At 61.8% G+C, this 21,065-nt stretch carries 20 protein-coding genes; 13 read left to right on the top strand and 7 right to left on the bottom strand.

Annotated elements, in window-relative coordinates:
* Positions 1 to 8 precede the first annotated feature (8 nt).
* Positions 9 to 2,159 (bottom strand): 5-histidylcysteine sulfoxide synthase, encoded by a 2,151-nt coding sequence (gene ovoA, locus ACTG2G_RS10160; RefSeq protein ID WP_421386750.1) that lies wholly within the window; start codon positions 2,157 to 2,159, stop codon positions 9 to 11.
* A 394-nt stretch (positions 2,160 to 2,553) separates the two neighbouring features.
* On the opposite strand from ovoA, the gene ACTG2G_RS10155 reads away from it, so the two are divergent.
* Positions 2,554 to 3,276, top strand: coding sequence for a head GIN domain-containing protein (locus ACTG2G_RS10155; RefSeq protein ID WP_421386751.1), 723 nt, complete (start codon positions 2,554 to 2,556; stop codon positions 3,274 to 3,276).
* Positions 3,277 to 3,326: 50 nt separating this feature from the next.
* On the opposite strand, the gene fghA is transcribed toward ACTG2G_RS10155, so the two are convergent.
* Positions 3,327 to 4,163, bottom strand: coding sequence for an S-formylglutathione hydrolase (fghA, locus tag ACTG2G_RS10150; protein ID WP_439985397.1), 837 nt, complete (start codon positions 4,161 to 4,163; stop codon positions 3,327 to 3,329).
* Positions 4,164 to 4,211: 48 nt separating this feature from the next.
* Positions 4,212 to 5,318: an S-(hydroxymethyl)glutathione dehydrogenase/class III alcohol dehydrogenase gene (locus tag ACTG2G_RS10145; protein ID WP_439985396.1), complete on the bottom strand. Its 1,107-nt coding sequence runs from the start codon at positions 5,316 to 5,318 to the stop codon at positions 4,212 to 4,214.
* A gap of 120 nt (positions 5,319 to 5,438) precedes the next feature.
* On the opposite strand from ACTG2G_RS10145, the gene ACTG2G_RS10140 reads away from it, so the two are divergent.
* Positions 5,439 to 6,344 carry a LysR substrate-binding domain-containing protein gene (locus ACTG2G_RS10140; protein WP_019446199.1) on the top strand — a complete coding sequence of 302 codons (906 nt, stop codon included), beginning with the start codon at positions 5,439 to 5,441 and terminating at the stop codon, positions 6,342 to 6,344.
* A 120-nt stretch (positions 6,345 to 6,464) separates the two neighbouring features.
* Here ACTG2G_RS10140 and ACTG2G_RS10135 read toward each other — a convergent pair whose 3' ends face one another.
* Positions 6,465 to 7,328, bottom strand: a complete 864-nt coding sequence (locus ACTG2G_RS10135) for a YicC/YloC family endoribonuclease (protein WP_005342032.1) — start codon at positions 7,326 to 7,328, stop codon at positions 6,465 to 6,467.
* 147 nt (positions 7,329 to 7,475) lie between these two features.
* On the opposite strand from ACTG2G_RS10135, the gene rph reads away from it, so the two are divergent.
* The 9 genes from rph (at position 7,476) to ACTG2G_RS10090 (ending at position 16,953) form a co-directional block, all read left to right on the top strand.
* Positions 7,476 to 8,192, top strand: coding sequence for a ribonuclease PH (gene rph, locus ACTG2G_RS10130; protein ID WP_005339589.1), 717 nt, complete (start codon positions 7,476 to 7,478; stop codon positions 8,190 to 8,192).
* Positions 8,193 to 8,267: 75 nt separating this feature from the next.
* The gene (gene pyrE, locus ACTG2G_RS10125) at positions 8,268 to 8,933 is read left to right on the top strand and encodes an orotate phosphoribosyltransferase (RefSeq protein WP_421286503.1); all 666 of its coding nucleotides are present in this window, start codon (positions 8,268 to 8,270) and stop codon (positions 8,931 to 8,933) included.
* A 178-nt stretch (positions 8,934 to 9,111) separates the two neighbouring features.
* Positions 9,112 to 11,541, top strand: coding sequence for a heavy metal translocating P-type ATPase (locus ACTG2G_RS10120; RefSeq protein WP_421386754.1), 2,430 nt, complete (start codon positions 9,112 to 9,114; stop codon positions 11,539 to 11,541).
* The gene (gene cueR, locus ACTG2G_RS10115) at positions 11,542 to 11,931 is read left to right on the top strand and encodes a Cu(I)-responsive transcriptional regulator (protein WP_005356117.1); all 390 of its coding nucleotides are present in this window, start codon (positions 11,542 to 11,544) and stop codon (positions 11,929 to 11,931) included. It begins immediately after the preceding gene.
* A gap of 127 nt (positions 11,932 to 12,058) precedes the next feature.
* Positions 12,059 to 13,213, top strand: coding sequence for a GGDEF domain-containing protein (locus ACTG2G_RS10110; RefSeq protein WP_005339596.1), 1,155 nt, complete (start codon positions 12,059 to 12,061; stop codon positions 13,211 to 13,213).
* 30 nt (positions 13,214 to 13,243) lie between these two features.
* Entirely contained in the window at positions 13,244 to 13,507 is a 264-nt protein-coding gene (locus ACTG2G_RS10105) for a YihD family protein (RefSeq protein ID WP_005339598.1), read from the top strand.
* A 155-nt stretch (positions 13,508 to 13,662) separates the two neighbouring features.
* Positions 13,663 to 15,114, top strand: coding sequence for a cytochrome c oxidase accessory protein CcoG (gene ccoG, locus ACTG2G_RS10100; RefSeq protein WP_005357450.1), 1,452 nt, complete (start codon positions 13,663 to 13,665; stop codon positions 15,112 to 15,114).
* Between the two features lie 103 nt (positions 15,115 to 15,217).
* The gene (locus ACTG2G_RS10095; protein ID WP_421236315.1) at positions 15,218 to 16,207 is read left to right on the top strand and encodes a serine/threonine protein kinase; all 990 of its coding nucleotides are present in this window, start codon (positions 15,218 to 15,220) and stop codon (positions 16,205 to 16,207) included.
* 137 nt (positions 16,208 to 16,344) lie between these two features.
* Entirely contained in the window at positions 16,345 to 16,953 is a 609-nt protein-coding gene (locus ACTG2G_RS10090) for a thiol:disulfide interchange protein DsbA/DsbL (protein WP_005339604.1), read from the top strand.
* Positions 16,954 to 17,025: 72 nt separating this feature from the next.
* Here the strand turns inward: ACTG2G_RS10090 and pncB are convergent, their stop codons facing one another.
* Positions 17,026 to 18,204: a nicotinate phosphoribosyltransferase gene (gene pncB, locus ACTG2G_RS10085; RefSeq protein ID WP_042062464.1), complete on the bottom strand. Its 1,179-nt coding sequence runs from the start codon at positions 18,202 to 18,204 to the stop codon at positions 17,026 to 17,028.
* Between the two features lie 101 nt (positions 18,205 to 18,305).
* The gene (locus ACTG2G_RS10080; protein WP_005357452.1) at positions 18,306 to 18,941 is read right to left on the bottom strand and encodes a nicotinamidase; all 636 of its coding nucleotides are present in this window, start codon (positions 18,939 to 18,941) and stop codon (positions 18,306 to 18,308) included.
* Between the two features lie 74 nt (positions 18,942 to 19,015).
* Between ACTG2G_RS10080 and ACTG2G_RS10075 the strand changes: the two genes are divergently transcribed.
* Positions 19,016 to 19,666 carry an NUDIX hydrolase gene (locus ACTG2G_RS10075; RefSeq protein ID WP_201953894.1) on the top strand — a complete coding sequence of 217 codons (651 nt, stop codon included), beginning with the start codon at positions 19,016 to 19,018 and terminating at the stop codon, positions 19,664 to 19,666.
* Positions 19,663 to 20,169 carry a DUF523 domain-containing protein gene (locus tag ACTG2G_RS10070; protein ID WP_317103160.1) on the top strand — a complete coding sequence of 169 codons (507 nt, stop codon included), beginning with the start codon at positions 19,663 to 19,665 and terminating at the stop codon, positions 20,167 to 20,169. Before ACTG2G_RS10075 ends, ACTG2G_RS10070 begins: the two co-directional genes overlap by 4 nt.
* Here ACTG2G_RS10070 and ACTG2G_RS10065 read toward each other — a convergent pair.
* Positions 20,094 to 21,059 carry an acyltransferase gene (locus ACTG2G_RS10065; protein WP_201953900.1) on the bottom strand — a complete coding sequence of 322 codons (966 nt, stop codon included), beginning with the start codon at positions 21,057 to 21,059 and terminating at the stop codon, positions 20,094 to 20,096. The genes ACTG2G_RS10070 and ACTG2G_RS10065 overlap by 76 nt on opposite strands.
* Positions 21,060 to 21,065: the final 6 nt, after the last annotated feature.

Raw genomic sequence — 21,065 nt, 5'->3', positions numbered from 1 at the left:
TCGGCGGATTAGCGTTTGCGCCAGACGGTGAGCTGCGCCACCGTGTGCTGGTATTTGCGGGCGGTTTCGCGGATGACGAAGGGCACATCCCGCGGCGGGCAGTGCTCCTCGAACTCCGCCGCCAGCAGCCGTTGCAGCGCCTGATAGGTGGTGAGCGCCTCGCCGTTTTCGCGAATGCCGCCGAGCCAGTTGGCGGGCGGGGTATATTCCGCCAGCCAGGTATAGGGGCTGGTGAGCACCAGCAGGCCACCGCTGCGCAGCCGGGGTGCTATGTCCCGCAGGAAGCGGGCGGGCTCCCGCAGCCGGTCGATCAGGTTGGAGGCGAGCACCAGATCGTAGTGGTCATATTTGGGCTTGAGGTTGCAGGCATCCCCCTGACTGAAGTGGATGCGCTCAGCCTGACTCGCCCCCAGCCCGTGGCTCGACAGGCGCGCCTCGCAATACTCCACCAGTTCACCCTCCAGCGGAATGGCGTAGCGGAAACTGTCCTGACTGGCGAGGGCCAGCGCCACATCGATGAAGCGGGCCGAGTAGTCCACCCCGTCCACATGCTGGAAGTAGCGAGCCAGTTCGAAACTGGCGCGGCCGGTGGCGCAGCCGATATCCAGCGCCCGCTGGTGGTTGCTGCACAGCTCGCCAGCAAGATCAGCAAGCGTCTTGGCGTAGTTGGCTACCCCGAAGTGGCTCGGGCCGTACTGGAAGTCGAGGTACTGAGCGACCAGCGTGTCGGTTTCATAGGGATTCACGATAACGGGTTCCTGATAACGGGAGACCAGATAGCGGAAACCCGCATGCTGGAAGAAGTGACGCCGGAAGGCGTAACGGGATGATTTGAGCGCTTCGTTACCTGTGCTGATCCAGCTGCCCCCCTTGATCAGGGTGTGCTTGCCATCAAAGGTGGGGGTGGAGAAGTCGTCGTAGAGCGGGTGGATTTTAAAGCCGTCGAAGCCATCGATGGCGGTGCTGGTCCACTGCCAGACATTGCCCACCAGATCGAAGAACTCCCCTTGCGGGCAGGCATCCACCGGGCAGGAGGAGGCAAAACGGGCCAGATTGATATTGCCGGGGGCCTGTGTCCAGTCCGGCTGATCGCCGGGTAGCTGCTCGCGCAGCAGCATCCACTCCGCCTCGCTCGGCAGCTGGATGGGGAGTCCGGTCTGGGCCGCCTTCCAGCGACAGAAGGCGGCCGCTTCCAGCTGGTTGACCTCGACTGGCCAGTCCCAAGGCATGGCGACCTGCTCGGTCATCAGCCGCAGCTGCAGTTGTTCGGGCTTGGTGGAATCACCCACCCAGAAGGTGGGCATCTGCGCCTTGGCGTACTGGCACCAGCCCCATCCCTCCTCATCCCACCACTGTTGCTGGCCGTAGCCGCCCGCCTGGACGAAGGCGAGGTACTCGGCATTGCTCACCAGCATGCGGCTGGCCTGAAACGGGGCCAGCTCGATATGGCGCTCGCCATATTCGTTGTCCCAGCCGTAGGTGGCGTCCTGCTTGCCAAGGCGCACCTTGCCGCCTGCCACCGGCAGCAGGTTGTTGGCGGGCACCTGATCAATGCGGTGGCGGGCTTCGGTACAGGCGGGCCAATAAGGCTGCGGCCGCACCCAGGCGAGCGGCAACTGGCGGATCAGCACGCTGGAGGTCTCGAGGTGGATGCGCTCGTGCTCTATCCCCATCAGGATCACCCAGGCCGGGCTCTGCCAGTCGATGGGCAGGGTGAGCGGCATCTGCCGGATGAAGTCGCACACCAGTGTACGGACTCTGGCTCGATAGCTGCGCAGCTCGGTAACCTTGGGCCAGTCGTAGTGGGTCTCGTCCAGATCGTCCCAGCTCATCTCGTCCACCCCGATGGCGACCATGGCCTCGATGCGGGCATCCAGTCGCTGCTCGATCAGGCGTGCCGCCAGCAGCTTGTTGATAAAGAAGGCGGCGGTGTGGCCGTAGTAGAAGATGAGCGGGTGGCGCAGCGGGATCGCCTTGTTGAACCAGGCCCGCTCATCGGCCAGACAGTCGAACAGCGAGTCGTAGAGATCGAAGGTCTGGCAGAAGTAGGCGAGCAGCTCGCGCCGTTTCTGCTCGGGATCGCTGCCGGTCAGCAACGGGGTGCGAGTCGGTTCCGGCAGACCGGTGGCGGTGGCATAGAGAGGGCTTGCTTGGGTCACGCTCTGACTCCTTGTTGGCAGTGAAGACTGACAAGACAGTGGTAATGACATTACCGCAATGGAGAGCTTGGTACGCACGAAGTACCACTATTGGCTCAACAGACCGGCAGGGCAATCAAAAACTTCCACGGGCTGTCAGCATAGTGACCGGCAGGACGACCCGCCAGCCAGCTCTCCACCTGCCTGTTAGGGGGTGGTCAAATTCGCCAAATGGTGGTCTAAATGGATCTTCTTGTGCGTATCACATCTTACTGTTGATTTTATTTTTATTGAAAATCATATAGTTATGGTCTGGCATGGCCATTGCTAACTGTGGTTTCATACGGCCTCTATTTTTGTGGTTTCGAACGGGGCCAGTCAGGTGGCTTATCAATAAATAAAAAGGAGAACAGTTATGCGGTGGATGATTGGCGTCTTGGTGGCGCTGGTGATGGGAGGTTGCAACGTCTTTGCCGACACCGAGATCAAGGGGGAAGGTGTCCCGGTCGAGCGCCAGCAGGTACTGGGCGAGCGGGTGACCCGAGTGCTGGCGGGAACTCCAGCTACCCTCCATCTGGTGGCAGGGGAGCAGCGCGGCATCCTCATCAAGGGGCAGGCAAATCTCTTGCCCTATCTGGAGCTGACCGAGCGCGGCAGCAAGCTGGAGATCGAGGTGAAGGATGGTTACCGACTGCGGCCTACCGAACCGCTGGAGATCACCATCACCCTGCCAGAGCTCAGTGAAATGGCGCTGGCAGGTACCGGCAACGGCGATCTGCACGGCTTCAAGGGCGAGGCGCTGGAGCTGTCGGTGGCGGGAACAGGTGGTATCGTCGCCAGCCAGCTGGAGGTACAGCGATTGAAAGGCTACATCGCTGGTGCAGGCAGCCTGGATCTGGGGAGCGGCTCTGCCGCCAGCATCGAGCTGAACATTGCCGGTGCTGGCGATGTGCTCGGCAGTGAAATGCGCGGCAAGGAGGTCGAGGTCAATATCGCCGGCAGCGGTGATGTGGAGGTGAGGGCCCAGCAAACGCTCAAGATCGGCATCGCAGGGACTGGCAACATCACCTACTGGGGTGACCCCGAGGTGGAGCAGCAGATCGTGGGCTCCGGCGGGGTGACCCGCGCCGGCAGCTGATATCAACCGATCACCACAACTGAAACAGGCCCGCAACGGGCCTGTGTTGATCAGAGGTGGCGGGCGTGAAAGCGCAGGTGCGCCTCGATAAAGCTCGCCACGAAGTAGTAGCTGTGGTCATAGCCCTCGTGGAGGTTGAGCTCCAGTGGCCACTCCTTGCTGGCGGCCACCTCGGCCAGCGCATCGATATGCAGCTGCTCGGCGAGGAAGGGATCATCCAGCCCCACATCCACCAGGGTTGGCAGCGGCGTGACCGGCTGGTGGCGCAGCAGCTGGCAGGCATCCCACTCCTGCCACAACAGCGGATTGCTGCCGAGATATGCCCCGAGCGCCTTCTGGCCCCAGGGGCAGCGGCTCGGGTGGCAGATCGGACTGAAGGCCGAGACCGAGCGGTAGCGACCGGGCTCCCGCAGCGCGGCGATCAGCGCACCGTGACCGCCCATGGAGTGGCCGCTGATGGCGCGCCGGGTCGAGACCGGGAAGTGGGTCTCTATCAAGTCAGGCAGCTCGCGGGTGACGTAGTCATACATCTGGTAGTGCGCCTGCCAAGGGCTCTGGCTGGCATTGACGTAAAAGCCTGCCCCCATGCCGAGGTCATAACCGGGATCATCCGCTACGCCGTCGCCGCGGGGGCTGGTGTCCGGCGCCACCAGGGCGATGCCGAGCTCGTCGGCGATGCGCTGGGCGCCCGCCTTCTGCATAAAGTTCTCATCGGTGCAGGTGAGGCCGCTGAGCCAGTAGAGCACGGGTACCTTCTGGCCGGTGAGGGCCTGAGGCGGCAGATAGATGGCAAAATTCATCTCGCAGCCGAGCACGCTGGCTTGGTGGCGATAGCGCTTGTGCCAGCCGCCGAAGCTCTTGTTGCTGCTGATAATCTCCAGATTCATCAAAGGACTCCTGCACCCCGCCCACGATAGCGGGCGGGGTGATCATGCTCAGTAGTGGATGACGGTGCGGATGCTCTTGCCTTGGTGCATCAGATCGAGCCCCATGGTGTGGGTGATGAAGTCATCGAGGCGGAACTCACCCTGCATGTAGCGCTGCACATAGCTCGGCAGCTCGCTGCGACCGCGTACCCCGCCGAAGGCGCTGCCGCGCCAGACCCGACCGGTCACCAGTTGGAACGGACGGGTGCTGATCTCCTGGCCGGCGCCGGCCACGCCGATGATGACCGACTCGCCCCAGCCTTTGTGGCAGCACTCCAGCGCCGCGCGCATCACCTTGACGTTGCCGATGCACTCGAAGGAGAAGTCGACGCCGCCATCGGTCAGCTCGACGATCACCTCCTGAATCGGTTTGTCGTAATCGTTCGGGTTGATGCAGTCGGTGGCGCCCAGCTTGCGTGCCAGTTCAAACTTGCTCTCGTTGATGTCGATGGCGATGATGCGACCGGCCTTGGCCAGACGAGCCCCGATCACCGCCGAGAGGCCGATGCCCCCCAGCCCGAAGATGGCGACGCTCTCACCCTCTTTCACCTTGGCGGTGTTCATCACGGCGCCGATGCCGGTGGTGACGCCACAACCGAGCAGACAGACCTCTTCCAGCGGGGCGGCCGGGTCCACCTTGGCGATGGAGATCTCCGGCAGTACCGTGTATTCGCTGAAGGTGGAGGTGCCCATGTAGTGATAGATGGGCTGGCCATCTTTCGAGAAGCGGGTGGTACCGTCCGGCATCAGCCCCTTGCCCTGGGTGGCGCGGATCTTCTGGCAGAGGTTGGTCTTGCCGGATTTGCAGAATTTGCACTCGCCGCACTCGGGGGTGTAGAGCGGGATCACGTGATCGCCGACTTTGACGCTGGTGACCCCTTCGCCGATGGATTCGACGATGCCGCCCCCCTCGTGGCCGAGAATGCAGGGGAAGACCCCTTCCGGATCCTCACCGGAGAGGGTGAAGGCATCGGTGTGGCAGACGCCGGTCGCGACGATGCGCACCCGCACCTCGCCCGCTTGCGGCGGCATGACCTCGACCTCTTCGATGGAGAGGGGCTGACCCGGGCCCCAGGCGATGGCGGCTTTACACTTGATGCTTTGAACCTGTGCCATGAATGACATCCTTCTTGTTGAGCAGGGTGAACAGAGATGAGTTCGGACATTCAGTGTAGTTTCCCGCCGATTTGGTGATAATGAGGGCAAATCTCAAATCACTTTTACACACAGGTAATAATGTTCGGTTGGGAAGGGATCTGTGAATTTGTCAGCGTGGCGGAGCAGGGGGGCTTTACCCCGGCGGCGCGCAAGCTGGGAGTGTCGGTGGCGCAGGTCAGCCGTCAGGTGGCACAGCTGGAAGATCGGCTGCAGGCCAAGCTGCTGCTGCGTACCACCCGTCAGGTGCGGCTCACCGAGCTTGGCGAGATCTACTATCGCCACTGCCGCCAGCTGCTGGACAACCTCTACGAGGCGGAGCTGGCGGTGGGGCGCCATCAGGCGGTGCCGCAAGGGTCGCTGCGCATCACGGCCCCCGTCTCCTACGGCGAGAGCCGCATCGCCCCGCTGGTGAATGACTTTATGGTGCGCTTTCCCCAGTTGGAGGTGACCCTCAACCTCACCAACCAGCTGCTGGATCTGGTGCATGAAGGCTACGATCTGGCGCTGCGGCTTGGCCACCTCAAGGATTCGACGCTGGTGGCGCGCAAGCTGGCGCAGCGGGTGCCCTATGTCTGCGCCTCACCGGCCTACACCGCCCGCCACGGCATGCCCAACAGCCTCTCCGAGCTGACCCGCCACACCTGCCTGGTGGGCAACAGCGACGAGTGGCACTTCACCCTGGATGGCCGCCCCCACAGCGTGCGGGTGCGCGGCCTGTTGCAGTGCAACAGCGGCCATGCCCTGCTGGATGCGGCGCTCAAGGGGATCGGCATCATCCAGCTGCCGGACTACTACGTGAGCGACCATCTGGCCCGAGGCGAGCTGATCGAGCTGCTGCCGGAACTGCGGGCCCCGGCCGAGGGGATCTGGGCCCTCTATCCCCATAACCGCCACCTCTCCCCCAAGGTGCGGCTGCTGGTGGACTATCTGGCCGAGCGGCTGAGCGACCCTCACCAACCAGCGCTGGTGATGCCGATAGGCTAGGGTGCTCCCCAGCCGTTGACTCACCGGCGGCGGGCGACAGGTGCGATGGCCTGAAAATAAAAGAGCCCTTGAGGAATCAAGGGCTCTTTTGCAGGTAACAACCGGATAGTCAGCGACTCATCACTCGATGTTCTGAATTTGCTCGCGCATCTGCTCGATGAGGACTTTCAGCTCGACGGCGGACTGGGTCACTTCGGCATTGATGGACTTGGAGCCCAAGGTGTTCGACTCGCGGTTGAACTCCTGCATCATAAAGTCGAGACGACGACCGCAGGCGCCACCCTTCTTCATGATCTTGTTGGTCTCGCTGATGTGCATCTCCAGACGATCCAGCTCTTCGGCCACGTCGATCTTCTGGGCCAGCAGCACGATCTCCTGCTCGATGCGGGCCGGATCCAGCTCAACCTTGGCTTCGGCCAGACGGTCGGTGAGCTTCTGGCGCTGCCACTCGATGATCTGCGGCAGGTGGACGCGCACCTTCTTCACTTCCACCTGAATACCGGCCAGACGCTGTTCGATCAGCGCCTTGAGGTTGGCCCCCTCGCTGGCGCGGGAGGCGAGGAAATCTTCCATGGTCTGGTCAAAACCGCCGAGCAGCTCGGTGGCGACCGCGTCCATGTCCTGCTCGGCGGCAGCCATGACACCCGGCCAGCGCAGCACGTCGACCGGGTTGAGCTGGCCCTGGCCCGCTTCTTTCATTACCCAGCTGGCGCTGTCGATGATGAGCTTGGCCAGCTCTTCATTGATGTGCAGCTGGCTGGCAGCGGCCTGAGCGGCTTCAAAACGCAGGTTGCACTCCACCTTGCCGCGCTGCAGCTTGGCGCGGAAACGCTCACGCAGAACCGGTTCCAGGCTGCGCAGTTGCTCCGGCAGGCGAATGTAGGTTTCCAGATAGCGCTGGTTGACCGAACGAATTTCCCAAACGGCTGTGCCCCAGTCGCCCTTGAATTCCTTGCGGGCGTAGGCGGTCATGCTGTGAATCATTGATTGTTCCGGGCTTGATGAAGTGTGCGGCCAGTATACTCAGCCCGGCACTGCTCGTCAGCCGATGCCGTGGTTTTAGCGGCTGATATTTGGGGCGGGATCACTTATAATCCCCCGCCAATTTGAGCCAGCCCAGAGGTCCGTTCCATGTCACGTCCAAGCGATCGCAGTGCCGCGCAACTTCGCCCGGTTACCATTACCCGCAATTTCACCAAACATGCAGAAGGCTCAGTGCTGGTGGAGTTCGGTAACACTCGCGTGCTCTGCACCGCCAGCGTTGACACCAGCGTGCCGCGCTTCCTGAAAGGGAAGAACCAGGGCTGGGTGACTGCCGAATACGGCATGCTGCCGCGCTCCACCCACTCCCGGATGAACCGCGAAGCGGCCTCCGGCAAGCAGAGTGGCCGTACTCTGGAGATCTCCCGTCTGATCGCCCGCTCCCTGCGCGCCGCGGTAGACCTGACTGCGCTGGGCGAGCACTCCATCACAGTTGACTGTGACGTGCTGCAAGCCGATGGCGGCACCCGCACTGCTTCCATTACCGGTGCCTGCGTGGCGCTGGTGGATGCGCTGAACTGGATGGTCGAGAAGGGCATGATCAAGCAGAGCCCGCTCAAGCAGATGATCGCCGCCGTCTCCGTCGGCATGTATCAGGGCGAAGCCATCTGCGATCTGGAGTACATCGAAGACTCCGCCGCCGAGACCGACATGAACGTGGTGATGACCGAAGATGGTCGCATCATCGAGGTGCAGGGCACCGCGGAGGCCGAGCCCTTCACCCACGAAGAGCTGCTGGAGATGCTGGCGCTCGCCAAGGGCGGCATCGCCGACATCATTGCGCTGCAGAAGCAGTCGCTCTCCTGATTTTAAAAACGCGGCATTGACCGCGTTTTTTTATACCCCCACACAAGTAAACGACAAGCCAAGCAAGGAGCCAGAATGAAAGCCTACCAGCGTCAATTTATCGAGTTCGCCCTGGAAAAACAGGTCCTCAAATTCGGTGAATTTACCCTGAAATCCGGTCGTAAAAGCCCCTACTTCTTCAACGCCGGTCTGTTCAACAGCGGCCGCGATCTGGCCCGTCTCGGCCGCTTCTATGCCGCCGCCTTGATGGATGCCGGTATCGAGTTTGATGTGCTGTTTGGCCCGGCCTACAAGGGGATCCCCATCGCCTCCGCTACCGCCGTGCAGCTGGTGGAGCAGCACGATGTGGACGTGCCCTGGTGCTTCAACCGCAAGGAGGCCAAGGATCACGGCGAGGGCGGCAATCTGGTGGGCAGCCCGCTCAAGGGGCGCGTCATGCTGGTGGACGACGTCATCACCGCCGGCACTGCCATCCGCGAATCCATGGATCTGATCCAGGCCAACGGAGCCTCGCTGGCGGGCGTGCTGATCGCGCTGGACCGTCAGGAGAAGGGCAAGGGCGAGCTCTCCGCCATTCAGGAGGTGGAGCGTGACTACGGCGCCCACATCATCGCCATCATCCAGATGAGCGACCTGATCGCTTATTTGGAAGAAAAGCTGGAAGAGAAGCAGGCCGAGCAGCCGGAACTGGCGGCGCAACTGGCGGCCATGAAGGCTTACCGCGCCCAGTACGGTATCTGAGCTCCGCTCACACCGCGCAATAGCTGAATGCGGCGCCCGTTTGCTCTCTGGCAGCAAACGGGCGCCGTTTTTTCATCTGCAAAAAGTGGATCATGTGGCTTGAGCTTGCCCTTACAGTAAAGGTTAGGGTTTGCCAGTCGGCGTTTTGTGGTGCCGACGGGTTCCGGGGAGGAACAACATGACCACTCATCTTCAATCACCCATTCATCTGCAGTTGCCGCTCAGCGGCATGAGCTGCGCCAACTGCGCAGGCCGTATCGCGACCAGCCTCAACAAACTCGACGGGGTATCAGCCACCGTCAACTTCGCGCTGGAGCAGGCGGCCATCGAGCTGGCCAGCCCCGATCGCCTGCCTGCGGTGCTCGACAGCATCAAGAGTCAGGGTTACGACTACGGCAGCGAGACCTTTTTATTTCAAATTACCGGTATGACTTGTGCCGGTTGTTCGGCTCGACTGAACAAGATGCTGGCCGCGCTGCCCGGCGTCATCTCTGCCGACGTCAACTTCTCCATCGAGCAGGCCCGCATCGTGCTGGTCCCCGGGATGCGGACGCCTGCCGCTTTGCGCGAGCAGATCGAAGCGCTCGGTTTTGGCGCCCAGCTGGCACAAGGCTCGGCCAGCGGCCGTCGCCAGCAGTTGTTGGAGCGGGAAACGCAGGAGGCCACCACAGCCCGTCAGGCACAAACCCGGGTCATCGTCTCGGCTTTGCTCACCCTACCGCTGCTGGTAGGGATGCTGGCCATGGCCGGACTGTTCCCCTTGCATCTGCCCGCCTGGCTGGAGCTGCTGCTCGCCACCCCGGTGCAGTTCTGGATCGGGGCCCGTTTCTATCGCGGCGCCTGGCTTACCATCAAGAACCGCGCAGCCAATATGGATGTGCTGGTGGCAACCGGTACCAGCGCGGCCTACTTCTATAGCCTCTATCTGCTGCTGACGTTGGGGATGGCCGCCAGCGGCAAGCTCTATTTCGAGGCGAGCGCCATCATCATTACCCTGATCTCCCTCGGCAAGTTGCTGGAGGCGAGAGCTCGCCGCAGCACCCAGTCCGCCATTCGCGAACTGATGGCGCTGCGACCGGAAACTGCCACCGTCTGGCGTGGCGAGAGCTGGCAGAGCGTCGCCATCGATGAGGTACTGCGCGGCGATCGGCTGCGGGTGCTGGTGGGTGAGCGGGTGCCGGTGGATGGCAAAATCGTGAGCGGCGCCAGCGAGCTGGATGAGTCGATCCTCACCGGCGAGAGCCTGCCGGTGCCGCGCAGTGCGGGCGACAAGGTGCTGGGCGGCGCCATCAACCGCTCCGGCGTGCTGGAAATTGAAGCCACTACCGTAGGGGAGGACTCCAGTCTCAGCAAGATTATCGCATTGGTGGAGAGTGCCCAGATGGGCAAGGCCCCGCTGCAGCAACTGGTAGACAAGGTCTCCGCCGTGTTCGTACCGGTGGTGATGGCCATAGCCCTGCTCACCCTGCTGGTGTGGTACGCCATCGGCAACGACTTCGCTCAGGCCCTGCTGGCGGCTGTGGCGGTGCTGGTGATCGCCTGCCCCTGTGCGCTGGGGCTGGCGACCCCGGCGGCCATCGTCACCGGTACCGGAGTCGCGGCGCGCCACGGCATTCTGATCAAGGATGTCGATACCCTGCAGAAGGCCCACGCCATCAAGGCGCTGATCTTCGACAAGACCGGCACGCTCACTCAAGGCAAGCCTGTGCTGGCCAGCTGGAGCGGCAATGACGAGCAGTTGCATCTGGCCGCCGCCCTGCAGCAGGCGAGCGAACACCCGCTGGCGCTGGCGATGCGCGAGGCGGTCGGTCAGGATGCCGTGCTGCCCCAGCCGGAAGCGGTGGAGGTGCGGGTCGGTGCCGGTATTGTCGGTCAGGTGGCGGGCCATAGGGTCGCCATCGGTAATGGCTCCCTGCTGGCCCAGCTCGGCATTGATCAGCCGCAACAGGATGAACAAGCCGCCGATGGGGCGACCCGGGTTTGGGTTGCCGTTGATGGCACGGTCGCCGGCATCGCGGCGCTGGCCGATACCCTGCGCCCGGAGAGTCCGGATGCCATCGCCAATCTGCGTCAGCGCGGCATTGCCAGCTGGTTGGTGAGCGGCGACGCGCCGGCCCCCGTGGCCCATATCGCTGCCAAGCTGGGACTGGACGGGGCCTTTGACTCCGTGCTGCCAGCTGGCAAGGTGGAGAAAGTAGAGGCGCTGCGGGCGCAAACCCGCGGGCTGGTGGCTATGGTGGGGGATGGGGTGAACGATGCCCCGGCGCTGGCGGCGGCGGACGTCGGCATCGCCATGGGCTCCGGCTCCGACGTGGCGATGGAGACTGCTTCCATCACCCTGATGCGATCTGACCCGCGGTTGGTGGCCGATGCCATCGACATCTCGGCGGCGACCTGGCGCACCATACAGCAGAATCTGTTCTGGGCCTTCGTGTTCAACATCATCGGTATTCCGCTGGCGGCGCTGGGTTACCTGAGCCCCGAGCTGGCTGGGGCGGCCATGGCCCTGAGCAGCATTACCGTTTTGAGCAATTCCCTGTTATTGAAACGCTGGCAGCCCAGGGCGGCGCACGGGCCAGCATCCAACCCGATCAGTAAGGAGGCATAAATGAATATCAGCAAGGTTGCCAAGGCCACAGGGCTGACCGCCAAGACCATCCGTTATTACGAGAGCATTGGCCTCATCACAGCCCCGGTACGCAGTGACAACGGCTATCGCAGTTACACCGAGGGGGCGTTGCGCGAGCTGCGTTTCGTCAAGCGGGCGCGGGAGACCGGCTTCAATCTGGAGGAGTGTCAGGAGCTGCTGGCGCTCTATCGGGACGAACACAGAACCAGCGCCCAGGTGAAGAAGCTGGCGCAGGAGAAGATCGTCGATCTGCGCGCCCGCATTGCCGGGCTGCAGGCCATGCTTACCTCCCTGGAAGGGTTGGTTTGCTGCTGCCACGGGGATGAAAATCCCGAGTGCCCGATCCTCGACGAATTGGAGAAGGGGTGAGCAAGGACTCACCTGCCAGCGCAGAAGAAATCGTTATTGATTGATTAACTTCTTAATAAGCGGCGCTTTATTGTTGCGGGTCAGGGGGTAATGGTAGACTGCTCGGCTCTTGTACAGGAGTACTCAGTTGACCCAGAGTGTGACACGCCAGGTTAAGCAGGCCATCATGGCCCAGCTCTATACCCATGCATCGTTCAGTCTCCCCTGTTTGGGCGTGTTGGCATTTGGCTGGAGTCTGCTGTTTCACGACTATCTACCCGCCATCGAAGCGCTCGGTTGGCTGGCAGGCACTTTCCTGTGGCTGCTGGGTCGGGGCTGGCACCTGCGCTGGCGCCGAGCCCGCCTGCACCAGACGCCGTTGCCGGTGCTGGAGCGGGAGCTCTTTATCGGAGCCACCATCACCTCCATCATCTGGGCTCTCGGGGTGCTGCTCTACATGGACAAGCTGCCCGATACCTACCGGGCCGCCATGATGATGCTCTCCAGCCTCATTCTTACCGGCAGCGCCATCATGCTGTTTGGCAGCCGCCGTACCCTCTATGGTTCCGCCCTGCCGCTGGGCATGGCGATGCTGTTCGAGCTGGGCAATGGCAACGAGCAGGAGCGGATTGTCTCCTGCATGCTGGCGGGCTATCTGTTTGTCTTTCTGCCGACCCTGCTGCGCCGGATGCGGCGGGATCAGATCGCCTCGCTCCACCACCGCTTCTCGAACGCCGAGCTGGTTGCCGAACTGAAGGCGGTCTCCGAGCATTTGCGTCTCACCTCCCGCCTCGACGGCCTGACCGGCATCGCCAACCGCGCCCATCTCGACGACTCTCTGGAGCGTGCCTGGCGGCGCTGCCATCGCGCCCGGGCGCCGTTGTCGCTGGTGCTGGTGGATGTGGATTACTTCAAGCAGTTCAACGATCTCTACGGCCATCAGCTGGGGGATGACTGCCTGCAACAGGTGGCTGGCTTGCTGGCCGAGGTGGAGCGGCGCGAGGATGATCTGGCGGCCCGTTACGGTGGCGAAGAGTTTGCATTGCTGCTGCCCTGCACCGGCATGCAGGGGGCACTGCAGGTGGCGGACAATGTCCGGCAGGCACTCAAGGAGCTGGCCATCCCGCACCAGAAATCGCTGGTCTCCGGTCGGGTCACATGTAGTTTTGGTGTTGCGACACTGATACCGGACAACAGCATGAAAATCGCCGATTTGATCCAAAAAGCGGATGCGGCCCTGTATCAGGCCAAGCATAATGGGCGGGATCGAATCGAAGTAGCCTTGATGGGTAAGGTTGCCTGAATTTAACGTGACAGATTAAAGAGGTTGTCTATGCAATGTCATCGTATCGAAGAGCTGCTGGAGTTGTTGCAGCCTGCCTGGATCAAGGAACAGGATCTCAGCCTGGTGCAGTTTGTTGCCAAACTGGCCCAAGAAGCAGGATTTGAAGGGCCTCTGTCCGAGCTGACCGACGACATGCTGATCTATCACCTCAAGATGCGGGAATCCGACAAGCAGGCGATGATCCCCGGTCTGGCCAAGGATCATGTGCCCGATTTCAAAGAGGCACTGCTCAAAGCTCGCGGAATCAAGTGAATCTTTAGCGGAAGCGCATCACCTCGGGGTGATGCGCTTTTTTGTTGCCGAAAATTGCGATCCAACCCCAATATTAGATACATCTAATCCACACAATTAGCATGCTGTTTAAGATATAATCCGCTCCATAACAAATAAGGGAGCGATGTCTTGCAATGGCCGACCACGATAAAATCGATATCAAGGACGTCACCGACAAGGGCGTAACCGGGACCTTCAACCCCAATACGTTCAAAGCCAGCGACGACAGATTCAACCCGGGCAACCGCATCTATGTGCGGGCCCAGAAAGGGTATTGGCAGCGGATGCGCAAGGCCATGGGCTGGTTCTTTGTGGCGCTGTTCGTGCTGCTGCCCTGGCTGCGTTACGACGGGCGACAGGCGGTGCTGTTCGACCTCGGTCACCAGCAGTTCCATATCTTTGGCGCCACCATCTGGCCGCAGGATCTGACCCTGCTCGCCTGGCTCTTCATGATCGCCGCCTTCGGACTCTTCTTTATTACCACCTTCCTCGGTCGGGTCTGGTGTGGCTATCTCTGCCCGCAGACGGTCTGGACCTTCATGTTCATCTGGTTTGAAGAGAAGCTGGAAGGGCCCGCCAATAAGCGGCGCAAGCTGGACGAGGCGCCCTGGAGCGGCGAGAAGCTGGCCCGCAAGGGAGCCAAGCATCTGGCCTGGCTGGCGATCTCGCTGGTGACCGGCCTGACCTTCGTCGCCTACTTCCAGGATGTAACTGAACTGGTGCCGGACCTCTTCACCCTGCAGGCCAGCGGATGGGTGCTGTTCTGGGTGATCTTCTTCACCATCATTACCTACGGCAATGCTGGCTGGATGCGTGCCATCATGTGTATCCACATGTGCCCCTATGCCCGCTTCCAGTCCGCCATGTTCGACAAGGACACCTTCATCGTCGGCTATGACACCAAGCGTGGCGAGACCCGTGGCGCCCGTTCCCGCAAGGCGGATCCCAAGGCGATGGGGCTGGGCGACTGTATCGACTGCGATCTTTGCGTGCAGGTCTGCCCGACCGGTATCGATATCCGCGACGGCCTGCAGTACGAGTGCATCAACTGCGGCGCCTGCGTCGATGCCTGCGACCAGACCATGGAGCGGATGGGTTACCCGAAAGGGCTCATCAGCTACACCACAGAGCACAAGCTGGCCAACGACTCCACTCATGTGGCGCGGCCCAAGCTGATCGGTTACGGCTTGGTGATGGCGGTGATGCTGGGAGTCTTTGTCTACAACGCCATGTCCATCATGCCGATGGGGCTCGATATCCTGCGGGATCGCAACCAGCTGTTCCGCGAAAACAGCGAGGGGCTTATCGAGAACACCTACACCCTCAAGATCCTCAACAAGACCCTGCAGTCCCAGACCTACCAGCTGGATGTGGAGGGCTTGCCCGAGTATCAGTGGTTCGGCCCCCGTGAAGTGACCCTGAAGGCGGGCGAGATCTACACCTTGCCGGTCAGTCTGGCGGTCGATCCCTACAACCTGAAACGGCCGGCGCTGGATATCCAGTTCGTGCTGAAACGGGAGGGGGCGGCGCCCGATGACAGCAAGGGCAATCTGCGCCAGGGCAGCAAGTTTATCAGCCGGTTGTAACTGCGTGTGGCTGCGGGCGGGGCGTGACACCAGTCCGGTCACCAGCGAGCACGGCAATGCCGGTCAGTAGTGATAGAATGGGGCGCAACGGCGCCCCTTTCTTATGGTGGATGACATGCGTTTCAACTATTCCGACCTCAATCCCGACCTCATCATGGATGCGCTCGATCTCAGTGGCCTGCGGCTCGACTCCGGCCTTATCGAGCTCAACAGCTACGAAAACCGGGTCTACCAGTTTCAGGATGAGGATCGTCGCCGCTATGTGGTGAAGTTCTACCGTCCCGGCCGTTGGAGCCGGGCCCAGATCCTCGAGGAGCACGAGTTTGCCACCCGCCTTGCAGAGGCTGAGATCCCGGTCGCCGCACCGCTCGCCTTCGCGGGCGAGACCCTGCTGGAGCACGAGGGCTACCTCTTTGCCATCTGGCAGAGCGTCGGTGGCCGCCAGTTCGAGGTGGATAATCTCGACCAGCTTGAGTGGGTGGGGCGTTTCCTCGGCCGCATTCATCAGATCGGTGCCAGCAAGCCGTTCCACCATCGGGTACGGCTCGATGTGGAGAGCATGCTGCACGAACCGCGTCAGCTGCTGGCGTCTGGCGAGTGGCTGCCAAGCGGGCTGGCGAAGCAATTCTTCGGGGTGCTCGACGAGCTGATCAAACATGTCAGCGACGCCATGACCCTCGATGTGGCGCAGATCTCCCTGCATGGTGATTGCCACCCGGGCAACATCCTGTGGCGCGATGGCCCCATGTTTGTCGACCTCGATGATTGCCGTACCGGCCCCGCGATTCAGGATCTCTGGATGATGCTTAGCGGCGAGCGCCACGAGCAGCAGATCCAGCTCGACACCCTGCTGGCGGGCTACGAGGAGTTTATGGAGTTCGACTCGCGGGAGCTGGCGCTGATCGAGCCGCTGCGGGCGATGCGCATCGTTCACTACATGGCGTGGCTGGCACGGCGCTGGGAAGATCCCGCCTTCCCCCGTCACTTCCCCTGGTTCAATACCGATCACTACTGGCGTCAACAGATAGCGACACTGCACGATCAGCTGGAAGCACTGAAGGCACCGCCGTTGAGTCTGATGCCAAACTGGTGAAATAGAAGGGATCTTGCACGGCAAGCGGGACTCGATCTCCGGCCCTGACCATTGACGTCAGCATGGCGAAACAATAGGCTTGGCACTGCTTCGGTTCGCCGGGCGTGCCTCACAGTGATCCCTTAACAGGAAACATCATGAAAAAAGTTCTATTTTTCCTTGCTGCCATGCTGATGATCCCCATGGTTCACGCCGCCCCCGAGTTCAAGGAAGGCGTCAACTACGATGTGGTCAAACAGACTGGCAGTGCTCAGCCGGAAGTGATGGAGTTTTTCTCCTACTACTGCCCGCACTGCGCTACCTTCGAACCGATCGTTGAACAGTTGAAGGCCGGGTTGCCAGAGGGTGTGCCCCTCAAGAAGAACCCGGTTGCTTTCCTCGGTCGCGAGATGGGCCCCGAGATGCAGCGTGCCTATGCCGTTGCCAGCCTGCTCAATGCCGAAGCCAAGCTGACTCCGGCCATCTTCACCAAGATCCACACCCAGCGTCAGCCGCCGATGAGCCGTGACGACGTGAAGAAGATCTTCGTGGACAACGGCGTACCGGCTGAAGAATTCGACGGTGCCGTCGACAGCTTCGCCGTCTCCGGCATGGTCTCCCAGTTCGATCGCAACACCGAGAGCTACAACATTCGCGGTGTACCGGCCTTCCTGGTGAACGGCAAGTACATGGTGAAGATTGAATCCATCACCTCTCAAGAGCAGTTCAACAAGCTGGTGCAGTTCCTGCTGGCCAAGAAAGACTGATACCCCTTGAGTCGATAAAAAAGCCCGCCGGTGTGAACCGGCGGGCTTTTTGTTTTCTGGCGATCTCGAAGATTAGACCCCGACGTGGAACGCCTGTTTGAGGTTGCGGATAAACTCCGCATCCCGACAGAGGGTCTTGCCCGGACTGTCGGAGATCTTGGCGACCGGGCCGCCATTGCACTCGATCAGCTTGAAGACGATGTTCATCGGGCTGACACCGGGCAGATCGCAGGTGAGCTTGGTGCCGATGCCGAAACTGGTGTTGATGCGGCCACGGAAGTGACGGAACAGCTGCACCGCCTTGTCGAGGTTGAGCCCGTCGGAGAAGACCAGGGTCTTGTCGGTGGGGTCGATGCCGAGGCGCTGATAGTGGCTGATCGCCTTCTCGCCCCACACCACGGGATCGCCGGAGTCGTGGCGCAAGCCCTGATAGCTGCTGGCCAGCTCGAAGTCGAAGTCGCGCAGGAAGGCATCCATGGTGATGCAGTCGGTCAGGGCGATGCCGAGATGGTCGGTGAACTCGTCCAGCCAGCTGGTGAGGGCGGCGCGTTGGCTGTGCTCCAGCGGGAAGCCGAGCTGCTGGTGCGCCTGGAACCACTCATGGGCCTGGGTGCCGACCGCGGGCAGCTTGTACTTCTGGGCCAGCATGTAGTTGCTGGTGCCGCGAAACGCCGGCAGCCGCTCCTTGAGGCGACCCACTACCGCATCCTGTACCGCGTGAGAGAAGCGGCGGCGGGTGCCGAAGTCGATGAGGTTGAACTCGCTCATCTCGTCGCGGCTCAGCTCCTTCTCCAGCTTGTCGATCTTCTGATCGAGCCGCTCCAGCGCGTGGCTGACGCCGAACTGGGGATAGCGGAAGCGGTTGCGCATCTCGCTGATGATGGCGAGCACCGGGATTTCCCACAGGATCACATCCTGCCAGGGGCCCTCGACCCGCACATTGATGCGGCCATCCTGCTCGAACACTTTGAGTAGCGAGGCGTCGAGCGGCTTGCGGCGCAGGTGGTCGAGGTAGTCAGGGGTGAAGAAGGGACGTTCGGCCAGAAAATCGAGCTCTGGCTTGGTCAGTCGCAGGGAGCCGGCGAGGCGCAGTTGCTCCTCGATCTGCCCCATCATGGGCAGCAGATCCTCTTCATTGCGGCTGTGAAACTCGGCCACCACCTCGGCATCCGGATAGCGATGGAACACCGCCTGCTGCATATGCAGCTTGTAGGCGTCGGTGTCGAGCAGGCTGGTGAGGATTGGGGGCATATCAGGCTCCTCGCAGACTGGTGAGCACGATGGAGCTCCCCTGCCGCATATGTAACGTGCAGGCGTCGGTGTCGAGCAGGCTGGTAAGAATCGGTGGCATATCAGGCGTCCAGCAGGCGTTGTACATCGATCAGGGTCTGGGCCAGTTCGGCACCAGCCTCGATCATCTGGGTGTGGGCGCTGGCAACCGTCGCGGGGGCGATGCCACGGCAGGCATCGAGATGGACGATCACCCGGAAACCGGCGCGACGCAGTTGCAGCACACTGGTTTTGACACAGTAGTCGGTGGCGAGACCGCCGACCAGTACGGTATCGACCTTGCGGGCTTGCAGAAATTCGATGAGTCCGGTGCTGCGCCGTTCGGCTAGGTCGTGGAAGCAGGTGCCGTAGGGGTGGAGATCCGGTTCGACCCCCTTCCAGACGAAGAAGTCATAGTCGATGGGAGCGGGCAGGCCGTCGAGCAGCTCGAAGCCCTTGCTACCCGGTACGCAGTGCACCGGCCAAGTGAGGTCGGCGTTGGGCAGGTCCAGCGGCAACAGCATGCCTGCGGGGTCAGAAACGGCCCAGTCGGCATTGGCGGGGTGAGAGTCCTTGCTGCCGATCCGCAGCGTGGCGAGGGTGGCCTGAGCGTTGAGCGCAGCCACAATATCATCACCGCCCGCGACGGGCAGTTCGTTCGGGCAGAGGGGGGTAAAGCCCTTCTGCGCATCAATATCCAGGCTGGCGACGGTTCCCATGATTGGCTCCTGCACATACTATTCGTGTGATATTATCTACCAAACATTAATGGAAGGCGAGCAGGGCGATCGGCATGCTGAGAATGAGTCTGGATATGGTGGTGCTGCGGTTGCATGAGGAGCGGCTCGAGCTGCTGCTCGAGACCCGCGATCGCCCCCCCTTTGCCCACTGCTGGCAACTGCCTGCGCTGCGCATCGACGAGACCCAGGATCGGGATCTCGATGCCGCCCAGCGCCGTCTGCTGGCGGAGTGGGGGCTCGGTCACTGCTACAGCGAGCAGGTCTGCACCCTCGGCAATCTGGAGCGGGATCCCCGCGGCTGGTCCACGACCTTGGTCTATCTCTGTCTGGTTGATCCGGAAGTGGAAGCGATCCACGGTTGCTGGCATCCGCTCGCCAACCTGCCGGGGCTGAGCCTCGCCTTCGACCATGTCCAGCTCATCGCCAAGGGGTTGGAGCGGTTGCGGATCAAGAGCCGCTACAGCACCCTGCCGCTGCAACTGCTGGGGCCCGAGTTCACCCTCTCCGAGGTGCAGCGCGCCTTCGAAATCATCCTGCAAACACCCATGAATACGGCGGCATTTCGCAAGCGGATCCATCGCGCCGACATTCTGGTGGATACCGGCCGCAAGCGCACTGGCAAACAGCGTCCCGCTATCCTCTACCGGCTGGAGAGCCCCTGCTGCGTGATGTTCGATCAGGTGATGCACGGAGCGGAAGCATGAGTGAGACCGGCGTGCACAAGGTGCTGGTGAGTGCCTGCCTGCTGGGTCAGCCGGTGCGTTACGACGGTCAGAGCAAGGGGATCGTCAGCGACTGGCTGAGTGCGCTGGGTGCCGAGGGGCGGGCGCTGGCCTTCTGCCCCGAAGTGGCTGGCGGTTTGCCAACCCCGCGCCCTCCTGCCGAGCGGCAGGGCGAGCGGGTAGTGACGGCGAGCGGACTGGATGTGACTGCCGAGTTTGATCGCGGCGCCGAGCTGGCGCTGGAAATCTGTCAGACGCAGGGCATTCGCTTTGCCCTTCTGAAAGAGGGGAGCCCCTCATGTGGCAGCGGCCGTATCTATAACGGCCGCTTTGAGGGGGTCTCTGTGGCGGGCGAGGGCAAGACCACCGCCCTGCTGCGCCGCCACGGGATTGCTGTCTTTTCCGAAAATCAGTTGGCCGAGTTGGCTTCTGCGCTCTCTTTGGATTCCTCCCCGGATTTGGCGGCAACCGGCAGCGGCACCTGACCGCTCTGCCACCCCTCCAGCACCTCGTCTTTCTCCTGCCAGCGCTGGTTTAGCCACTCCTGAAAACCGCGTTTGAACTGCTTGTCGTTGAAGTAATCCCCAATCAGCGCCTCATCCACCGGCAGCTCTTCAATCCGCACCTGAATGCGTTTTACCCGCCCCATCAGGAAGTCCTTGAACGGGGTCTCGGCGTTTTCCGGATAGCGGATGGTGACGTTGATCAGGCTGTCGAACTGCTCGCCCATGGCGGCCAACGTAAAGGCCAGCCCCGCCGCCTTGGGCGGCATCAGATGGCGGTAGCGGGAGCGTGATGCGTCCCGTTTCTGCTCGGTGAAGCGGGTTCCTTCCACGAAGTTGATGACGGTAGTGGGGATGTGGCGAAACTTCTCGCAGGCGTTGCGGGTGGTCTCGATATCCTTGCCGCGCAGGTGCGGGTTCTTCAGCAAAAACTCCCGTGAGTAGCGACGCATAAAGGGCATATCGAGCCCCCAGCAGGCGAGCCCCAGCAGCGGAATGTAGATCAGCTCGTGCTTCATGAAGAACTTGGGCACCGGCAGCCTATCGCGGAACAGGTGGCCGAGCACCACGATATCGGTCCAGCTCATATGGTTGCTGATGATGAGATACCAGCCATCCTTGCGCAGCTTGGTATTGTCCTCCACCTGCCAGTCAATGCGGGTGGTGAGGCGGATCACCAGCGCATTGCAGGCCAGCCACAGGCGCATGAAGCGGTTGTTGAGCCGGCTGCAGGCGCGGCCAAAGGCCGGGATCGGCAGCAACAGTTTGGCCAGCGACACCAGCAGGATCAGACTGGCGCACAAGGCGGTGAAAAGGATGGTCAGGCCCGCGCTGATGATCAGCACCAGCGGGCCGGGAAGCAGGGATAGCATGAGTGT

Origin of the sequence: Aeromonas sp. 55A (assembly GCF_051919665.1) — a bacterium.
Classification (GTDB): Bacteria; Pseudomonadota; Gammaproteobacteria; order Enterobacterales; family Aeromonadaceae; genus Aeromonas; species Aeromonas veronii.
Note: the sequence above shows the minus strand (reverse complement) of the source record. Positions and strands in the feature narration are given on the sequence as shown.